The 19284-nt window shown below is 44.9% G+C and carries 19 protein-coding genes; 11 read left to right on the top strand and 8 right to left on the bottom strand.

All coding sequences use genetic code 11. The features are described from left to right. Window positions 1–71: 71 nt before the first annotated feature. Together AC3WJJ_RS15955 and AC3WJJ_RS15950 are read right to left on the bottom strand one after the other, a co-directional pair. Complete coding sequence (locus tag AC3WJJ_RS15955; RefSeq protein ID WP_492542190.1) at window positions 72–1064, bottom strand: HAMP domain-containing histidine kinase; 993 nt, start codon at window positions 1062–1064, stop codon at window positions 72–74. Between the two features lie 2 nt (window positions 1065–1066). After that, a complete protein-coding gene (locus AC3WJJ_RS15950; RefSeq protein ID WP_422659689.1) occupies window positions 1067–1762 on the bottom strand; it encodes a response regulator transcription factor in 696 nt (231 codons plus the stop codon). A gap of 185 nt (window positions 1763–1947) precedes the next feature. On the opposite strand from AC3WJJ_RS15950, the gene AC3WJJ_RS15945 reads away from it, so the two are divergent. Beyond that, window positions 1948–3072 carry an NADH-dependent flavin oxidoreductase gene (locus tag AC3WJJ_RS15945; RefSeq protein WP_492542188.1) on the top strand — a complete coding sequence of 375 codons (1125 nt, stop codon included), beginning with the start codon at window positions 1948–1950 and terminating at the stop codon, window positions 3070–3072. A gap of 101 nt (window positions 3073–3173) precedes the next feature. Here the strand turns inward: AC3WJJ_RS15945 and AC3WJJ_RS15940 are convergent, their stop codons facing one another. Together AC3WJJ_RS15940 and AC3WJJ_RS15935 are read right to left on the bottom strand one after the other, a co-directional pair. Beyond that, a complete protein-coding gene (locus AC3WJJ_RS15940; protein WP_492542186.1) occupies window positions 3174–4667 on the bottom strand; it encodes a sensor histidine kinase in 1494 nt (497 codons plus the stop codon). After that, window positions 4664–5368, bottom strand: a complete 705-nt coding sequence (locus AC3WJJ_RS15935) for a response regulator transcription factor (protein ID WP_492542184.1) — start codon at window positions 5366–5368, stop codon at window positions 4664–4666. The genes AC3WJJ_RS15940 and AC3WJJ_RS15935 overlap by 4 nt, the downstream gene beginning before the upstream one ends. Before the next feature lie 198 nt (window positions 5369–5566). Between AC3WJJ_RS15935 and AC3WJJ_RS15930 the strand changes: the two genes are divergently transcribed. The 4 genes from AC3WJJ_RS15930 (at window position 5567) to AC3WJJ_RS15915 (ending at window position 8847) form a co-directional block, all read left to right on the top strand. Further along, entirely contained in the window at window positions 5567–6337 is a 771-nt protein-coding gene (locus AC3WJJ_RS15930; RefSeq protein WP_492542182.1) for a pirin family protein, read from the top strand. Window positions 6338–6635: 298 nt separating this feature from the next. After that, window positions 6636–7448, top strand: a complete 813-nt coding sequence (locus AC3WJJ_RS15925; protein WP_492542180.1) for a C40 family peptidase — start codon at window positions 6636–6638, stop codon at window positions 7446–7448. Window positions 7449–7598: 150 nt separating this feature from the next. After that, window positions 7599–7796 (top strand): YwbE family protein, encoded by a 198-nt coding sequence (locus AC3WJJ_RS15920; protein ID WP_492542178.1) that lies wholly within the window; start codon window positions 7599–7601, stop codon window positions 7794–7796. 289 nt (window positions 7797–8085) lie between these two features. Then, entirely contained in the window at window positions 8086–8847 is a 762-nt protein-coding gene (locus AC3WJJ_RS15915; protein ID WP_492542176.1) for a MerR family transcriptional regulator, read from the top strand. Between the two features lie 14 nt (window positions 8848–8861). On the opposite strand, the gene AC3WJJ_RS15910 is transcribed toward AC3WJJ_RS15915, so the two are convergent. Next, entirely contained in the window at window positions 8862–9341 is a 480-nt protein-coding gene (locus AC3WJJ_RS15910) for a GAF domain-containing protein (RefSeq protein WP_492543048.1), read from the bottom strand. 189 nt (window positions 9342–9530) lie between these two features. Here AC3WJJ_RS15910 and AC3WJJ_RS15905 point away from each other — a divergent pair, with 189 nt between their 5' ends. Continuing rightward, a complete protein-coding gene (locus AC3WJJ_RS15905) occupies window positions 9531–9836 on the top strand; it encodes a hypothetical protein (RefSeq protein WP_492542174.1) in 306 nt (101 codons plus the stop codon). Window positions 9837–9916: 80 nt separating this feature from the next. Here the strand turns inward: AC3WJJ_RS15905 and AC3WJJ_RS15900 are convergent, their stop codons facing one another. Then, window positions 9917–10897, bottom strand: coding sequence for an alpha/beta hydrolase (locus tag AC3WJJ_RS15900; protein ID WP_492542172.1), 981 nt, complete (start codon window positions 10895–10897; stop codon window positions 9917–9919). Between the two features lie 268 nt (window positions 10898–11165). Between AC3WJJ_RS15900 and AC3WJJ_RS15895 the strand changes: the two genes are divergently transcribed. Together AC3WJJ_RS15895 and AC3WJJ_RS15890 are read left to right on the top strand one after the other, a co-directional pair. After that, window positions 11166–11747 carry a GNAT family N-acetyltransferase gene (locus AC3WJJ_RS15895; RefSeq protein ID WP_492542171.1) on the top strand — a complete coding sequence of 194 codons (582 nt, stop codon included), beginning with the start codon at window positions 11166–11168 and terminating at the stop codon, window positions 11745–11747. 204 nt (window positions 11748–11951) lie between these two features. After that, the gene (locus AC3WJJ_RS15890) at window positions 11952–13487 is read left to right on the top strand and encodes an MDR family MFS transporter (RefSeq protein WP_492542170.1); all 1536 of its coding nucleotides are present in this window, start codon (window positions 11952–11954) and stop codon (window positions 13485–13487) included. A gap of 148 nt (window positions 13488–13635) precedes the next feature. On the opposite strand, the gene AC3WJJ_RS15885 is transcribed toward AC3WJJ_RS15890, so the two are convergent. After that, window positions 13636–14103, bottom strand: a complete 468-nt coding sequence (locus AC3WJJ_RS15885; protein ID WP_422659699.1) for a MarR family winged helix-turn-helix transcriptional regulator — start codon at window positions 14101–14103, stop codon at window positions 13636–13638. Between the two features lie 248 nt (window positions 14104–14351). On the opposite strand from AC3WJJ_RS15885, the gene AC3WJJ_RS15880 reads away from it, so the two are divergent. From AC3WJJ_RS15880 to AC3WJJ_RS15870, 3 genes are all read left to right on the top strand, one after another. Continuing rightward, a complete protein-coding gene (locus tag AC3WJJ_RS15880) occupies window positions 14352–15680 on the top strand; it encodes an MFS transporter (protein ID WP_492542168.1) in 1329 nt (442 codons plus the stop codon). A gap of 101 nt (window positions 15681–15781) precedes the next feature. Beyond that, the gene (locus AC3WJJ_RS15875; protein ID WP_492542166.1) at window positions 15782–16504 is read left to right on the top strand and encodes an ABC transporter ATP-binding protein; all 723 of its coding nucleotides are present in this window, start codon (window positions 15782–15784) and stop codon (window positions 16502–16504) included. After that, complete coding sequence (locus AC3WJJ_RS15870) at window positions 16501–17754, top strand: ABC transporter permease (protein WP_492542164.1); 1254 nt, start codon at window positions 16501–16503, stop codon at window positions 17752–17754. The genes AC3WJJ_RS15875 and AC3WJJ_RS15870 overlap by 4 nt, the downstream gene beginning before the upstream one ends. A 72-nt stretch (window positions 17755–17826) precedes the next feature. Here the strand turns inward: AC3WJJ_RS15870 and AC3WJJ_RS15865 are convergent, their stop codons facing one another. Then, complete coding sequence (locus AC3WJJ_RS15865; RefSeq protein ID WP_492542162.1) at window positions 17827–19104, bottom strand: BaiN/RdsA family NAD(P)/FAD-dependent oxidoreductase; 1278 nt, start codon at window positions 19102–19104, stop codon at window positions 17827–17829. Window positions 19105–19284 lie beyond the last annotated feature (180 nt).

Genomic DNA, 19284 nt, shown 5'->3' with positions numbered 1-19284 from the left:
CTTTATTGTAGACAGTGCATGAAGCTATCGCCATGGTGATAACTTACAGTTACCTTACAACTCTGTAAGGTTCAAGCATTGTGAAACTGAATACGGACCGTAGTTCCCTCGCCAACCGTGGATTCTATAGACAGATCATGGCCAAGCTTGCTGCATATCTGCTTCACCAGATATAATCCCATACCGGTCGATTCCTGGTACTTTCTCCCATTCTCTCCAGTGAAGTATGGGTCAAACACACGTGGCAGGTCGCTTACAGGAATGCCGATTCCTTCATCTCTAATTTCTAATACAACATCTGTACCCTGGCGATAGCCTTTAAAATAGATTTTTCCCCGTTCAGATGCGGTGTAACGAACGGCATTCGTAATCAGCTGGGACAGGACAAAGGACAACCATTTTTCATCGGAAGTCACAGATAGGTCTGCTTCGATATCTATGGAAGGGAAGATTCGGCTGCGGATAAACAATCGTTTCTGCTCTGATGCGGCTGACCTTACAATCTGCTCCAGAGGTATTGTTTCTACATAGAAATCTCGCTCGAAAGTATCTAGACGAGCAGTATGAAGCACGAGGTCGAGCCCTTTCTTAAGCCGATCTAACTCGTCCCCGATCGCTGTTGAATCCGGGTCATCCTTCTTCTGCAGGATCAGATGAATGACGGATATCGGAGTCTTCATCTGATGAGCCCATTGATTGATAAACTGGATATGAGACTCAATTTTATGTTTATAGTTGTGCAGATCGGTGGTGTAATGACGGAATTGGCTCCGAAGCACCTGCTGCAGTGCTTCGGCGAGTGGGGTCTGGGAAGGATCACCCGAGAATTCTCCCTGAAAAGGCTCAGGGGAGGCATGAGGATGTTCCAATCGGGTGTAGAAAGAGCGGTTAGCGATGTAGCGGAAGACAAGATAGCCGATGAGCAGACAGCCACTGATCAAGCAGGCATAGATGCTGACCTCCATATTTCGGAATCCGTCCAGCCAATAAATAAGAGTGATGATAAGAAGTTGAGTAATGTATACAAAGATCAAAGGACGCTGTTCACGCAAAAATAACTTCATATCTACACACTCCAATTCGGACTAAGGCGATACCCTCGTCCTCTGATTGTCTGAACACCATCTTCAATACCAAGCAGAGCGAGCTTCTTACGTACACGGGTGACGTAAACGTTAAGGGTGTTGTCATCGACAAAGGCTTGATCATCCCATATCTTCTCGAGTAAACGGTCCCGGCTTACAACTTGTCCAGATCGCTGCATGAGCTCGTCCAGTATTTTAGCTTCGGTGTGGCTAAGGTCAGTCTGGGCATTGCCGAGGGTTATAGAGAGTCGTTCAACATCCAGTGTCAGACCGTCAATGGTCAGTGTTCGATCATTATTGGTAGCAGCATATGAGCCGTAGGCTCTCCGAAGCTGACTTTTGATTTTGGCCATCGCAATTTCGTAGTCAAAAGGCTTGGTTATATAATCATCGGCACCATTCTCAAGCGCCATTACCTGATCCATCTTGCCATCACGGGCAGAGATAAAGATGATGGGGCAGGTGGAGATGCTACGGAATTGGCGGCACCAATAATAGCCATCATACTTAGGAAGATTGACGTCAAGAAGAACAAGCTGGGGATCATAGGCTTCGAATTGACTGCGTATAGTCTCGAAGTCGTTTACAGACTGTGTGATGTAACCGAATTTATGAAGATGCTCTTTGAGTAGGCTGACCAGGTGAACGTCATCCTCAACGATAAATATTTTGAACATATCGAAAATCCCCTTCTTCAGGCATTAACAAGTGTATTTGACTGTAATTGTACCAAATTGTCGATGACAAAGGAAAAACGTCACCTCTAAGAACGAGTTAACGTTTTTCGTGATTGAATATTTGTAAGTTGTTTTATAGAATCATGTAACAGAAGTGGAAATTATAAAGAGGAGAGGATCAGGTAATGAAAGAACAATATAGTCAGCTTTTCGAAGTATTGAAACTGAAGAACGGCATCGAGCTCAAGAACCGAATTGTTATGGCACCGATGACGAATTACTCCTCGAATGAAGATGGAACGGTATCTGATGAGGAAATTAACTACTACATTCGCAGATCGGACGGAGCAGGTATGGTCGTTACTGCATGCACATATGTTACGGAGAATGGGAAGGGATTCCCAGGGGAGTTCGCAGGAAATTCAGATGACATGATTCCGAGCCTGCGCCGTCTAGCAGAAGCTATTCAAGGTCAGGGCGCGAAAGCTGTTCTACAAATCTTCCACGGTGGACGTTCCTGTCCGCCAGAGCTAGTACCGGGCGGTGATGTGCTAAGTGCGAGTGCCGTAGCTTCAGTAGAGCAGCCAGATGTGCTACCACGTAGTCTTACGGAATCTGAAATCGAGGGCATTATCCGAGACTTTGGGGAAACAACCCGAAGAGCGATTGAAGCCGGTTACGATGGTGTTGAACTTCACGGCGCGAACGGATATTTATTCCAACAGTTCTTCTCGCCTCATTCTAACCGCAGGGAAGATCGTTTCGGTGGAAGTGTAGATAAACGAATGACCTTTGCCTTAGCGGTGGTTAACGAAGTGAAGCGGGTTATAGCAGAGCACGCCAAGACACCTTTCATTATTGGATACCGTTTCTCTCCGGAAGAGACGACAACACCTGGCATTACGATGGATGACACCTTGAAGCTGGTGGATACATTAGCAGATCAGGGACTGGATTATTTACATGTTTCTCTGATGGACTATAAATCGAAACCAAGAGTGGGAGTGGATGAGAGTAAGTCCCGCCTCGAGTGGATCGTTGACACTGTTCGGGACAGAGTACCCGTTATTGGTGTAGGTGGTGTTCATACACCGGATGAGGCTGTGGAGGTGCTGGAGACAGGCGCTGTGCTTGTCGCGCTTGGTCGTGAATTGATCATGGAGCCTGATTGGGTATCCAAGGTAGCTGAAGGACGAGAGTCTGAGATCAAGACCACGCTGAGTAAGGAAGACCAAGAGCGGTTGGTCATACCTGATCGGTTGTGGCACTACATTATGATTCGGACGGGATGGTTTCCAGTCGAGCAGTAACGATAATTACTTCTAAAAAAAGCCGCGGTTGAGCGATAATAACTCTTCCGGCGGCTTTTTTGTTGCCTGTGGTTGTATTTACAAGGACAGTCCTTCACTGGTTAATGTAATGGAATGGAGACGCGAAACATAGAGCCTTCGCCAAGCTTGCTATCTACGTCAATCGTACCGCCATGGGCTTCCACAATGGATTGTGTGATTGCTAAACCAAGACCCGAACCTCCGTATTTGCGACTTCGAGAATGATCACTGCGATAGAAACGTTCAAACAGATGGGGCAGATGATCGGCAGGTATGCCCGGTCCATTATCATGTACGGCCAGAATGACCTGGCGGGCGTTGTTGGTTAAACTAATCTCAATCCTTCCCTTCACAGGATCGGTGTGCTGGACTGCGTTATGGAACAGATTCAGGATTACCTGCTTGAATTTGTCCGGATCGCATAGGCACACCAAATCTGGCTTCAGATTAACAATGAGCTGACGTTCACCCGCGAGCATTTCCATATGAGGCTGCAATTCCCTTACGAGCAGTTCAAGTTGGATATCTTGCTGCTTAAGCTCAGGAGCACGGTCGAGCTTGGCGAGAAGCAGCAGATCCTCGATCAGTTTCTTCATTCGCTTAGACTCTCCGTGCATACTGCGCAGAGCTGCTTCCAGTTGCTCAGGATGATTGGCGGCTCCGCGGAGCAGCACCTCTAGAAAGCCATGAATAGAAGTTAGTGGAGTCCGAAGTTCATGGGATGCATCTGCGATAAAGCGACGCATTTGCTCCTTGGATTCGCGCTCTGCACGAAAGGATGCATCTAAACGTTCCAGCATGCCATTGAACGACTCCGCCAGTCGGTCGATCTCCACCTGCCCTTGATTTGTTGGAAAGCGGTCTGCAAGATTCCCCGCATCCGTTCGTTTTACGGTCTCTACCATATTATTGAGTGGATTTAAGGTTTTGCGCAAAATGGGTAGATAGAGTAGAAGGCCTCCGGCCATGGCGAGTAGGGCAAGTATAGTAAAGGTTAAAAGCTGACGCAGGATAACCTCTTTAATGGGAGCTGTGTCTTTTCCCATTTGCAGTAATCCCACAGAATTTGAAGGATTGCCCGCAGGGAGAAAGACAAGTAACTGCTCTCCCTCATTAGGATCCTTGGCTACCCGGTACGTTGCAGGTTTTCGTTCCTTTATCTCATCCATAATAGAATTATAGGTAGCAATGTCCAGTTGAGGCGCACGCCGTCCTGAAGTGATCTGCAGGTCATTAACATGGCCGTCCGAATCTACGAAAGCTAGGGAAGTGTCCGGCAGGAAGAACAGAGGCCTTCCTTTATTTTCAGGTGCTCTATCCTGATCTTCATTACTTATCTGGCTCGTATGCTGCTTCTCTAGTATATTTCTCGAATTATTCCAGACGTCTCTTGGCACAGACCGGAGCTGAGTAATCATTGCATCAGCCTGACTACGGTACATTACATTTTGCATCAACACATATTGCAGGAATCCGATCAGAATGAGAAGAATAGCAAGAACGAGCAGAGACCTGGATAATAGTTGAATTCTCAGCGAACTTGGCTTTTGAAATAATCTCCTTATGTCTTTCATGGAAGATCTACCCGGTATCCAGCTCCCCGAAGAGTGCGGATAAGGACATGTTCCTTATCACCCAGCTTTTCACGGAGTGAGCGGATATACACCTCAACAATGTTGTCCTCGCCACCAAAGTCATAGTCCCAGACGATATTGAGAATTTTGCTCTTGCTTAACACGGTACCATGTTTGGTTACTAATAGTTTTAGAAGATCGTACTCCGTGGGTGAGAGAGTAAGTGCCTGTCCCAGGTACGAAATTTCTTTCTTCCGGTCATCTATTCGGAATGGTCCGACGGTTATCTCTCCAAAAAGATACGGGAATTGATTGCGGAGCCGGGCCTGAATTCTAGCAAGCAGCTCCTCGAAGCTGAAGGGTTTGATCATATAATCATCTGCGCCCGTTGTCAGTCCGCGCACACGGTCATCCACCTCATCCTTTGCCGTAAGCATGATAATAGCGGCCTCGTGCTTATTCTCTTTTAACTGCCGGCATACTTCAAACCCATCGATTCCCGGCATCATAATATCAAGGACAATGACATGAGGATTGAAGCGCTCAGCCAATTGAACAGCACTCATACTATCCGTCGACGATTCAACGATAAATCCTTCACTTCGGAGCCCAAGTTCGAGGAATTGAAGAATATTCGGCTCATCATCGACTATCAAAATTTTAATACCTTCTATATTATTCACGTTATATGCCTCCGTCATGATTTTAGCTCTAAGATTTTAAGACAACTAACAACTATGATACAACGCAAGTCTGAGGATTTCCTAAAAGTAGACTGAATGCAAGCTGAAAAGCAGTCCAAATAATACTAGTATAGCCATACTTGATAATATCTTAAAGTTGTATATTATGAGTTCAAGAGACAGAAATCATACAAAATTGTAAGGAGGAGACAGGACATGAGAGGGATGCTATATCCGCCCGAATTGCAAGTCAAGGGTTTTATCGATGGGAGGAAGATTTCGGAGTTGAAGCCAATCGGCTTATCGGGAGAGGGCTCTGCTATTACACGGGTAGGTCCTTTATTTTACTGGTCCTGGTTTTACGCACCTCTTGAAGGCTATGTAAGATTGCACTCGCATCAAGGATTTGAAATTATCACCTATATGATACATGGCAGGGCAATTCATATAGATAAACTCGGCACGAAAAGCGAAGTGGATGCCGGCGGCTTACAGTTAATGCGTTCTGGTTCTGGAATTCAGCATGAGGAACGATTTATAGGACCGGATGCAGAGGGATTTCAGATATGGTTAGAGCCTCTTCTCAGAGATGCATTGAAGCAAAATCCATCTTTTCGACAATATCGACACTGCGATTTTCATATCAAGCGTGAGGATGGTACCGTTCTAAAGACAGTCATCGGTGATGGATCTCCTGCTGATGTATCTGTGGACGTAAGAATGTACGAGGTTCAACTTCATGCTGGCAAAGTGATGGACTATTCCTTACAGACCGGGCGTATATTAAGCGCACTTGCCATCCGAGGTAGTGGAAGCTTTAGTGGACAAGCGGATGGGGAAGAATTAAAGTTTCGCCATCAAGACGTTGTGCTGCTCAGTTCAGATACCGAGGAATCTATCCAGCTGACCGCTGCTGAGGGTTTACGAATGATTTTAATTGATGTTCCAGAGAATCCGGGTTATTCACTTTATGCGAAGAGACCTTAAAGCAATAAGTGAACAAAGATTACATTCAGAGGATCGCCTCCACATATTCGTGGGCTGACGGTTCTTTTTTTTATGCCATGGAAAATATACGAAAATCTCATTTGAAGAATAATCCTACATACCCACCATTATGTGTGATTTGCGACAAAAGTCCTAGTTAATTACAAAATTTGGTGGTCTTTTTTGTGAGAATGGGAGCATGCCGTCCCGGTTTTAGCCTGTCTATAATGGGGGACGGGAAGACGAAGATCATTATTTCGACATCCTAGAATCTTTACGACATCAGGAGGAAAACATCATGATGAAAATGAATTGGAAAAAAGTAATGGCTGGGGCGATGTTGTCTGCAGCAGTTATGAGTTCTTACACATACGGATCAACAACGACTTATGCAGCAGCTGCATCAACTGCTCAGGTCACTGTACAGCAGGGACAAGCGAAAGGGAATGTTAATTTAAGAAGTAAGCCATCTACATCGGGTAAAATTATTACGCAGATTAGAAAGGGCGAGAAGGTTGAAGTTATCAACAAAACCAGCAGCTCATGGTATGAAGTAAAGACAAGCACGGGAAAACAAGGCTATGCTTCTTCAAAATACATCACAGTGAGCAGCTCCAATACAGGAAATGGTGGAAGCTCATCTAACGATAATAGCAATTCGAATACGAATAGCTCTGCCGTTATCGAGAAGGTTATCCAGACAGGTATGAAATACCTAGGCACGCCATATGAGTATGGATCGGACCGTAATAATACCAAAACGTTCGATTGCTCAGACTTTGTTCGTCAGGCATACTTGGAAGGGGCTGGCATTAAACTGCCGAGCAATTCCCGCACCCAAGGCGCTTGGATCAAAGATAAAGGAACAGATGTCAGCAAGATCAGTCAGTTGAAGCGTGGCGATCTAGTCTTCTTCATGAGCTATAAGGGCTCCTCTGCATCTAATTATGCAGGTATCGACAAGTCCAAGGAACGTATTACCCACGTAGCGATCTACTTAGGAGATAACAAGCTCTTACACACGTACTCCCAGAAATCGGGTGGTGTATTGGTCGGCGATTTCAGTAGCTCTTGGAAGAATCGTGTCCTCTTCGGTGGAAGTGTACTTTAAAGCTATAGCATTATATATTAAACGCGGAAGATCAGGTTTAAACACCTGTTCTCCGCTTTTTTTATATTTGCAATTGTGGATATAATTTCGTATGGTGTAACTTAATCAGAATCCAATCAACGAATGATGGATAAATAGGAGTGACATCTTATGAATGGACAGAATCGTTCCGATATTAAACCGGGTATTGAAGTCGATATTGTATTGAAGCAAGATCAGCGGACAGGAAAGCTGACACGCGGTATTGTGAAGGATATACTCACTAACTCTCCTCGACATCCGTATGGCATTAAGGTCCGTTTACAGGACGGACAAGTCGGTCGTGTCCAAGCTATTCATACCACATAACCCATTAAAGGACATCTTACGAGATGATCCTTTTTTTTATGTGAAATGATAGTTACATACATACAAGGTTTGGTTTTGTGGGTGTTAAACATATGCGGGATAAAGGAATGGAAGATTAACAAGTAAATGTAAAGTGAAAAATAAAGATACATGGAAAAATAAAGGGGGATCTTATGTTTAATTGATCCTTAAAACGGTTGAACCTTATATATATTAGTACTATTAAATGTCTCTGATAAATGAAATCAAAAAGGATTTAGATGATTGGAAGGATGGAGGTGAAACATAGATGTCGTATACGGTAGTAGAATTATCGCGCTTGTCAGGTGTCAGTGTAGAAACATTGATTTATTATGATGAGATAGGCCTGTTGAGTCCGATTCCAACAACCGTGACCACAAACGGATCTTCGTTATATGAGGAGAGTCATCTGTTAAAGTTGCAGCAGATCATGCTTTATCGTGAGGTAGGTTTAACCGTAGATGAAATTAGAATACGAATAGATCAGAAGATGGATAATACTGATAAGTTATTGTTCCACAAAGAGCGACTGCTTAGTAAGCAGTACCGTATTCAGGTGTTGATCGATACGATTAATTATACGATTGATTATTTGAAGCGAGGGAATGAACTATCCCATCAGCGGCTTTATGACGGCTTCGATTTAACGTTGCAGGATCAAGAGAGAAACCAGACACCGAACAATAATAGCGCGAAGCCGTCAACCACTGAGCATTCGGAGGAAGCTAACCCCAAATGGTCCAAAGATGATTATCTAAACACCCAAAGAGAAGCAGATCGGATCTATATCGATCTGTGTAATGCTCTGGAAAAGGGTGAGGATCCTGGTAGCCCATCCGTCCAAATGGTCATCAAGCGTCACTATGAATGGGTAAGTCACTTCTATACCCCTACAAAAGAGATCTATAGCGGCCTTGGTGAGCTTTATGTGGATCATGAAGATTTTAAGCAACTATATGCTGGCTACCATCCTCAACTAGCACAGTATCTACGTGATGGCATGAAGATCTATGCAGAGCAGCACATGTAATAACATGTGAGAGTTTATAATTGACCCTCTAGAATGTGTACAAACTGTTCAAGGAATTGTTGGTCCTCTTGATCAAAACGGCTCTTTAGCGGACTGTCTATGTCCAACACCCCATATAAATGTCCATCTTTTAAGATAGGTACCACAATTTCGCTATTGGATGCGGCATCACAAGCGATATGCCCTGGAAACTGATGGACATCATCGACAACAAGTGTACGAAGTTCACCAGCTGCTGTTCCACATACACCACGATTCATGGGGATACGAATACAAGCGGGAAGTCCTTGAAACGGACCAAGTACAAGCTCTTTACCGTCATAAAGATAGAATCCAACCCAATTGATATCTGTTAGAAAATGATTGAGCAGTGCTGACGCATTGGCGAGATTAGCTACGGCGCTGGGCTCATCGTGAATAAGTGCTTTAAGCTGTTGAAGGACTTGGGAGAATTGTTCACTGCGTGTGCCCCCATAGGATATATTTTGGAACATATGCATCTTCCCTTCTTGGATGTAGTGACTAATCTTAATTAATTTAAGATAGTACACCACTTGGATGGCGTCAAGCATGAAGGTTTATGGGAACAACGGTTACTAGGATCGTCTGATTCCAGAGTAATCTGGCGGGGTAATGATTGTTGATACCAGGCCGCAGCCTGAAGAGTGGAGGGAGAGAACGGAATGCGTGCAGATGTACAAAACTTGTTTATTGGCATTCATATGCTCTATCACGCCCATGAACGGGATCTCACAATAAGTGATATGCAACCCGAGTTAGAGCGTCACGGTTATAAGGTTGCTGATCGTGAAGTGAAGCAGGAGCTTGAGCGGTTGACGGAGGAGAATTTCTTGACATCTCACGGTGATGGTTACAGCATCACAGGGGCAGGAATAGAGGAGTTTAAAGAAATTCAACGAAGACTGAAAGAGCTGAGTGATGAGGTGCTTAAACCGGTAAAACGGAAACAAGCAGATACTATAGTTTAAACAATGTTTAGATTAGGCGGTTTTCTGTCCCGCAGCGAAACAGCCCCCGAAAGAGTGCTAACCTTTCTGGGGGCTGTTTTTTATACGGTTCCGAGGGAGTTATCTTGGAAATAATCCATTTCACTCTGCTCGGCGGCAGCTTTTGGTTCTCGTATGCCTATATACTCATTCAGGAAAGAGTGAATTTCATCGCGATATTGATTCGGTCCAATATGATACGCGTTGGCATGAATTGCACCCTCGATAAGTACAAGCTTTTTAGGACCTGGTTTTGCATCATACATTTCTAGACTCATTCGAGTGGGTACATAGGTGTCCTTGGTGCCGTGAACGAACATCACCGGTATGTGACTATTTCGTACAGAGCGGATCGGGCTGACTTGCTCAAAGCTAAAGCCAGCTTTTTTTCGAATTCGATTGTTGACCCATTGGAAAAAAGGGACAGAAGGAATTTTGTTGAGTTTCGTTATTTGATGCTTCATCAGATCGGTCAGATCAGAATAAGGGCAGTCTGCAATAACAGCTTTAACCTGAGGTGCAGCTATGGATAAATACTCTAGGACCGTTCCGCCTCCAAGAGACTGACCATGAAGCCCAATTTTGGTATCTACACCATGCTGCTCTACAAGCCAATTTACCCAGGTCTGAATGTCGTATTTCTCATAATAACCATAGGTGGTATACCGTCCTTCACTTTGGCCATGCCGACGTTGATCAATAAGAAGAACGTTATAGCCTTCATCGGTGAATATATCAATGAACTGAGTGGAGACGGCCCTGGAGCCCGTGTATCCGTGTACGATAATCATCCAGCGCTTGGAATCAGGATATGGCTTGATGGCCGCACCACTTAACTTCAGCCCGTCAATGCTTGTAAGTACGATTTCTTGTTTAACCAATGCTTCATAGCGATCTCTGCTGTACAAGCCGAGGCCTTCAAGGATGGCGAACAGATTAAGATCATTCTTTACCCTCATCTGGGTGATTTGCACATATCCAAAATGAGTAATACCTGCCGCAAGTGCAGCTAACAATAACACAATGATGACCGCGATGTACATTAAGAATGCTCCTCCTCTTCATCCGTTAGATTCAGCGGGGACGAGGGATCTAATATTGACGGGAACGTTCCGTGTGACTCAATATAGAAGCGACTGCCCCGGTGACTTGACTAATGACTCATTGTAATACACAGACTAGTATCACCGAAAAGTTAAAGGACAAGTCAAGTTTTTTTAACATAAGATGATTAGATTGAACTGTACATAATTCAGGGGCGGCTTGAGATAGTTAAGTTCATCTGGATTGGACTAAAGGAGTGTCTATTGAATGTATCGATGCCATGGGAGCATACCGGAGCTTCGGGGGAGCAGACTACGTCTGAGAAGGTTATCCGTGCGTGATGCGGAATATTTGTATCCGTGCTGGGCTGACGAAAGAACAGCGCGGTACTTGTATCTGCCCCCCATAGTTGAGCAAAAAGATGCAGAGGCTCTGATACTGCTGCTTAATGAGCTATCGGAGTCCGATGATTCCATTCGCTGGGGGATCGAACTGAAAGACAGCGGAGTGATTATCGGGAGTTGCGGGTTTAACGGATGGCAGCTCGAAGGCGCCTATCGAGGAGAATTTGGCTGTGAGTTGGCAAGTTCATATTGGGGCAGAGGGTATATGCAAGAGGCGGCTTCCTTGGCAATTGAATACGGATTTCAAGTCATGGGACTGAATCGAATTGAAGCCTTGTCGGATGTCCGTAATGAACAGGCAAGTGGATTCTTTGGAAGATTCGGTTTTGCACATGAAGGCATTCTTCGGCAATATAGGCATACAAGTTCAGGATATGTAGATGTTAATGTTTTCTCGCTGCTTCGCATGGAGTGGGAGCGTGCATTATGGAGTCCTGATCTTTAGTCCATCCTAATGTTTGAAAAATGATGTCTGTCCTTCTCCCGTTCAAACCACTATAATAGTAATATTGCGCAAAATACAGGTGAAGGCGCTCCTGCTCACAGGAAGCGTCTTTTACATGATAAATATATACACTTTGGCATCATTGGGATAGCCAATTCTTACATTTCCTAAGAGGGGCTGTCTTTAAGTAAAGGAGAATTATGAGTGAATACTTTAAATCAAACCAAACGCGGCTTCATTCTTGCAGGAATACTGCTATCGACTTTTCTTGCAGCTATTGAAGGTACGGTTGTTGGCCCAGCAGGGCCCGCAATCATCGGGAATTTCGGCAGCGTTAGCCTGATGAGCTGGATCTTCACTTCCTATCTGTTGACGATGGCGGTAACAACACCGATCTTCGGGAAAATTAGTGACCTATACGGACGTAAGCCCGTGTTCTTGTACGGATCTGTACTATTTCTTATTGGTTCGTTATTATGTGGATTTTCACAAAGCATGACCCAGCTTATTATATTCCGTGCCATACAAGGTATTGGTGCAGGTGCAGTTATCCCTGTTACGTTTACGATCATTGGGGACATCTATAAATTAGAGGAACGCGGGAAGGTTCAAGGCATGCTTAGTTCCGTATGGGGAATTTCTTCGTTAGTGGGTCCGCTACTTGGCGGCTATTTCGTTGATTACTTGTCTTGGCGCTGGATCTTTGGATTCAACGTTCCATTCGGTCTAGTCTCGATCTGGCTGATCTATCGTTATCTCGATGAGAAAAGAGAAAAGCGCCACGTATCCATTGACTTCGCTGGAGCTGGGCTGTTTACGGTAGGCATGACACTGCTATTGTTCGCTCTGGCGGCAGGTGGACAGGCCTATCCATGGTCATCACCAATGATGCTAGGCATTCTGATCACATCGGTTGTTCTGTTGGTTGCCTTTTTATTCGTTGAGGCTAAGGCAGTGGAGCCTATGGTTCCCCTCAAACTATTTCGTATCCGGGATATTTCAGTGTCCACCATTGCCAATTTGTTAGTTAGCGCATTGTTAATTGGACTAACTACCTATCTTCCTCTTTGGATTCAAGGGGTAAGGGGTGGTAATGCAACATTATCTGGTCTTACACTCGCTCCGATGTCTATCGGCTGGTTGTTCGGATCTGTTGCAAGCGGAAGATTGATTATGAAGACGGGTTCACGAAAAACGGCGCTGATCGGTGTTATTGGATTAGCTGCTGGAGCGGTAGGACTTGCCTTTACACATGAAGGAACTCCGCTCATCTTGCTGTTCCTATTTACATTTGTATACGGTTTGGGCTTTGGTTATATATCTACACTTTTCTCCATCATCGCGCAATCTTCTGTTAGCTATCAGCTGCGCGGTGCATCTACTGCGCTAAACACATTCATTCGGACTTTAGGACAGACCGTAGGGGTTGCTGTATTTGGTACGTGGCTTAATAGTGGTATAGCAAGAAGGATTGCCGCAGAGCCATCCGGATCTGAGATTAGCGGAGATGATATCAACAAGCTGCTTACACCGCATGGTGACGTAAATCTTCCGGCTGAATCCAGCGGGCTACTGAAACAGGTGCTTGAGAGCAGTCTGAACTCTTTGTTTATTTTCATGGCAGTCATTGCATTGGTCTGCTTTATCATTGTTGCTCGTTATAATAATCGGCCACCTATGCCAGAGGACGAAGCGGCAGATGGACCAGATGAGCTCCATACTTCTCCAGCTCAACATTAACATCCAAAAAAAGGCTGATCTTAAATACTCCTAAACAGGAGTTCTAGGATCAGCCTTTTGATATATAATCCTGTAATCCAAGTACATTTCAGATAAAGCAGGACAAAGACCGGCGAGAATAGACCCGCCGGTAAGTTTGTGCTATATTTCACTTTCTCATCAATGGTGAGAGCTTCTCAGCTTGTTTTCCTAGTCTTTTTAGAAGATGGATCATCTGATCTTTCTCTTCTTCCGATAATCCGCTGAGAGCAAAATGAATCCGTTCCGCATACTGCGGGTATTGCTCGTTCATCAGCGCTTCTCCTTCAGGAGTTAGCTCAGCGTAAATCACTCTACGATCTTTCGGACAAGGTCTGCGAAGCAGGTATCCCTTGCTTTCTAGTTTGTCGATAACGTAAGTGACATTTCCGCTTTGGAGCAGCAGTTTGGCACCAATTTGTTGAATGGGTTGAGGCCCTTTGTAATAGAGAACTTCCATAACCGCAAAAGCTGTAGGGTTGAACCCTTCGATTTTGCTACCGGCTACAGCATGTTCACTTACACTCTTGAATGATTTGGCAAAAACCCGATATAGGTGCAATGACAACTGTGTATCGCGTTCATGTGACAGAATCATGCTTCTTCCCGCCTTTTTGGTCATGCCATAGATTTTCAGATTGCTTGAGTATAGATTACTCTAATCTGTTTAATAGGAACATGTGATTTATCACAATTAGACTTATTTTTTATATTTAAAAATAAAAAGGCCTGCTCATTTCATCCCCATGGTCAGGGGTAAACCCCTTCTTGAGACCGATACGTCATCAGATTCCGAATTCTATACTAAACTTACCAATAATTCGTAATGGTTAAGGGGATGGAATGATGGATCAGAATGTACACAAGAATAGGAGTAACAGTCTTACCCGCAATCGAAATTTCATGATGCTGCTTGCTGCACAATTCGTTTCCAATCTTGGGGAGTGGCTATACTTGGTCGCTCTTCTGACAATGGTCGGACTAAAGTGGAATGCGACCCCTTGGGAAATCACGGCGGTAACGTTAAGCATGGCTCTTCCTGTTCTGGTCGGTGGTCCAATAGCGGGCGTGATCGGGGATCGTTTTGATCGAAAAATGCTCATGATTGTATCGGATTTGGTTAGAGCGTTAATACTGGTAGGCATCTTGTTCTCAGGAAGCTTATGGCAGGTGTATATATTACTCGTCTTAAAAGGACTGATGGATGTTCTGTTTTCCCCGGCGAAGAGCGGAAAAGTGAAAGAGGTTGTTCAGCCGCAGCATCTCGATCAGGCTGTTACTTTTAGCTCATCTGTGGAGCAGATGATGAAGATCATTGGACCAGCATTAGGCGGGCTTGTGATGGCGTTATTTGGAATACGGATGTGCTTTGTGGTGACATCCATTACTTTTCTGATATCAGCGCTTCTATTGATCGGTGTTCAAGGAAGACCAAAAAGCGCTTCTGTGGGAGGAGTGGGGAACGGTATCCCTACTGAGGCTTCCAAGTCGGATACAAAATCATTTTGGCAAGACATCAGTACTGGACTATCTGTTATTTACAGTATGCCTCTTCTTCTGAGCGGTCTCGTGACTTTATGCTCCGTGCTTCTAGTACTGCAGATGGCAGATACTCAAACCGTAACGCTGTTCCGGATGATTCCTGGAGTTGCAGACAACATGCTAGGATACTGTATTTCTGCAAGTGGCTTTGGTACTTTGTTAGCCGTTCTGATTGTTCGCAAAATAGGATGGAGCACGCTTAGCAAAATGGGTGTCGGTGCAGCTGCAACGGGGATTGTATTTGCCATTTCTGCAGTCGCTGTCGTATCTCCATTGCCTGAGGCAATGGTTTACGTGATTCTCTTTACTGCCTTCTTTTTAGCGGGAGCAGGGGGCGGATTTGTATTCATACCGTTCCAAATGCTGCTGATGAAACGAACTCCAGAGCATATGACAGGTCGTGTCTTTGGGACGGTGGGAAGTTTGACGAGCGCGGCGGTTATCGTTGGACCGATGCTTGGAGGATTCTTAGTCACTGCTTGGGGTCCTGTTATGACCTTTATCATTTCTGGTATGGGCACAGCTATGCTCGGATTCATTCTGATTGCACTTAAAGGCAAGATTGAGCGGAAGGACAATAATACCTTGGACGAAAGCTTACCAGTTCAAGCTGTGAGGGAGTCAGCGCTCTAAACAATCGGTTGTAACAATTCTACTTCCCCTGCGTAATGATTAGAGATGCTTTATTATGAAGTTATATATAAACACATGAATGGCAGGGGAGAAGCGTTATGATGGAATTAGGTAAACAATACGGTCCGCTCGTGCTGGAGGTCAATATTGAAGAAGCTGGTTATGAACCAGGACGTCCACGTATTCATAATATACATTTCAACGTTTCAGCGGGGGAACTACTTGGCCTGATCGGACCGAACGGAGCTGGCAAGAGCACGACAATTAAGACGGTGATGGGGCTTCTTAAAGACGCTAAGGCCGAAGTGAAGATTGCGGGTAATCCACCGAGATATGCATATGTACCAGAGCAGCCTGTCTTTTATGATGATCTCACACTGTGGGAGCATCTCGATCTAGCAGCAGCTGCCTTTGGTCTAGACGATGACTATTTTGAGAAGCAGGCTTCCCGTCTACTTCAGCAATTCGGTATGGAACATGTCCGGGACGAACTGCCGGGCGGATTCTCCAAAGGGATGAAGCAGAAAATGATGCTTATGATCGGGTTTTTGTCTGAGCCGGACATATACATTGTGGACGAACCCTTTATTGGACTAGATCCGCGTGCGACGAAGGATTTCCTGGCGCTGCTGGACCAAGAGAGGCAGCGTGGAGCTGGAATATTGATGTCTACACATGTACTGGATACAGCGGAGAAGATTTGTGACTCCTTTGTACTTATCTCCGGAGGTCGTGTAACGACGAAGGGGAATTTAGAGGATATTCGCAGCGCCGCCGGGCTGTCAGGAGCTTCACTCTTTGATTGTTTTGATGCGCTTATATGAGAACTCCAATACATAACCCAGGGCGGCTTTTTAGACGGCGGATGCTCAGCCACTGGAAATATCAAATCTCGGTGATGAAATCGATGGTCGATTGGACCGTCATGCTATACATCTTAATCCCTTTTCTATTTATTGGCGGGGGGTTATATATGGAGCTGTGGACCTCGCCACTTCCGGCTTGGCTTCCATGGATACCTCCTCAGATAGCAGCTGTTCTTCTATTATATATGTTCTCGGGCAACACTCTCTTGTTCGTTGAAGAAGGGGATGTGCTTTTTCTGAGACAGCATCCTGATTGGATGAAGGGCCTCATGGTAAGAGGCATATCCTATAGTCTAATCATTACTGGGTTAAAGGGAATGTTGTTCTTTCTAATAGTGCTGCCCTTTCTGTACCGAGGTTTTGAACTGGATGCTGGAACATTGACAGTGTGGGTCATGCTTGCCTCGGCAGCGGCATGGTGTACCAATCTAATTGTTCATCGAATACGAGTTTCTTGCTCCGGGTTGAAACAATGGATCTACTCGATGATACTGCGAGTCGCTTCTTTTTCCTTCTATTTGTTACTGGTTGAATGGCTGCAGAATATACCGGTTGTAAGCTTTATTGCAGTATGGCTGCTCTTGATCGTTGTCATTCTATTTCTAATACAACGTAAGATTTCCATGAAGGGCAGCTTTATGGCTGATGTTAGAGAGGATGCCCGCACGCGGATGTGGTTTACGAGTAAATTACTTGTACAGGCTGTAGGTCAAGTGCCACGGGTCAAGAGTAAGACATGGATATTCCGAAAGTCAGGCCGGATTTACCGATCCAGCAGTCCAAATAAGCGTTTTGCTGAAGCGGGGGTCAAAGCATTTCTTCGAAGTTCAGAGAATCTGCTGCTCTATGCACAGTTCTCTGTGGTGAGTATTCCGGCTGTATTATTTCCACCGGCGGTCGTAAAAATAATTATATTCCCTGCTCTGATGTTCCTAATGGCTTACTTGCTATATCTGCGCTGGAACGCGTTTGCAGAAGATGAATTCTCATTAGTTCTCCCCTTCACGGGAGTACAGCAGAAAGCTGCAGGTACACTAGCGGTTCGCACATTAATGATCCCTCCTGCGTTTGTGATCTCGCTCGTGCTCGGGTTGTCTTTATGGCCTGGCCTTATAGGAGTGCTCGCGGCAGTACCGCTAACAATGTTATGTGCCATCGTCATTCCTGCATTTTTTTCATTCCCAGTCGTGAAGCGAAAATATGACTAGACCAAATAACAAAACGCGCCATTCTTCCTTAGCAGAGGAAGTAAGGCGCGTTTTATTATTAAAACCATGATACTAGGCTCGCAGCAGAGGGGCTGATTCAGCTGCATGTTTCCCCGCCGTGTAGCCGGTAGAGAAAGCGGCTGTAATATTGTATCCACCTGTATATCCATGGATATCAAGTACTTCGCCACAGAAGAATAGGCCTGGCATTAATTTCGATTCCATCGTTTTGGGTTGAATTTCTTTTAGACTCACACCGCCTCCGGTTACGAAGGCTTCTTTCAGGGAGCGTGTTCCACAGGCTCGGAATAAGAATTTCTTCAGAATCGTTGCAAATGCTGTGATGGACGCTTTAGAGACACCACTGCAGACTGTGTCACCGTCTATTCCTGCCTTAGAGAGAAGAAGAGGGATCATTCTTTCCGGTATCCATCCCTTTATAGCATTTTTGACAGCTTTTTTAGGTTCCTGCTCCAGTCGATCTTTGAATGCTGATTCCACCTCGGCAAGAGAAAGATCTGGGAATAGGTCGATGGCCATATCTACATTTACGGTATCGAATTTGCGCTGGACCTGCCTGATAAACTGGCTGCATCGCAGCGCAATTGGACCGGAAACACCGAAGTGTGTAAACAGCATGTCTCCTCGGTGGGCGATAACCCGTTTGCCTTTTGGGTTCCAGACAGATAGCTCAACATCTCTTAGTGATAGTCCTTGGAGTTCTTTCGAAGCAATCCAGGTTTCAGTTGATACAATGGGCACCTCGGTTGGATAAAGTTCGGTAATTGTGTGACCTGCGGAAGCGGCCCAAGGATAGCCGTCACCTGTAGAGCCAGTCTGGGGAACCGATTGACCTCCAGTAGCAATAATAACGCAGGGGGATTTATACGTTTTTCCTGATTTCAATTCTAAACCGGCTACCTGTCCGTTTTTATAAAGAATCCGCTCAACAGGACTATTCGTTTTTATATCGGTACCAAGCTCTTTCACTTTACCAACCAAAGCATTAACCACACTTGAAGCTTTATCTGAGACAGGGAACATACGACCGTTGTCTTCTTCCTTTAATGGAATTCCAAGTCCTTCAAAAAAGGACATAATGTCACGGTTATTCCAGTGCTGGAAAGCGCTATATAAAAAACGTCCATTTCCAGGTATATGCTGAATGAGTTCATCGGTATCTTTGGCATTGGTTACATTACAGCGTCCACCACCTGAAATACCTAACTTACGTCCAAGTTTATCTCCTTTATCGATCAGTAGGACAGATGCTCCCCGTTCGGCTGCAGCAACGCAAGCCATTAATCCAGAGGGCCCTCCTCCTACAACAATAACATCATATTGTGACATGTTTTCTCATAGCTCCTTTAGGGGTAATTCACGTATACATAACTTCTATTATAAACACAATCTGCACATATCCCAACCTATGAGGTAAGAAAGGAGGTTTGAGGATTATTTTCTTTTTCGCATAATTTTACAAGTATTGTAATCTTATGTCGCCTGTGATTTAATCAACATTATCAGAGG

The sequence above is a fragment of the Paenibacillus sp. FW507-14B1B genome, assembly GCF_058781425.1.
Note: the sequence above shows the minus strand (reverse complement) of the source record. Positions and strands in the feature narration are given on the sequence as shown.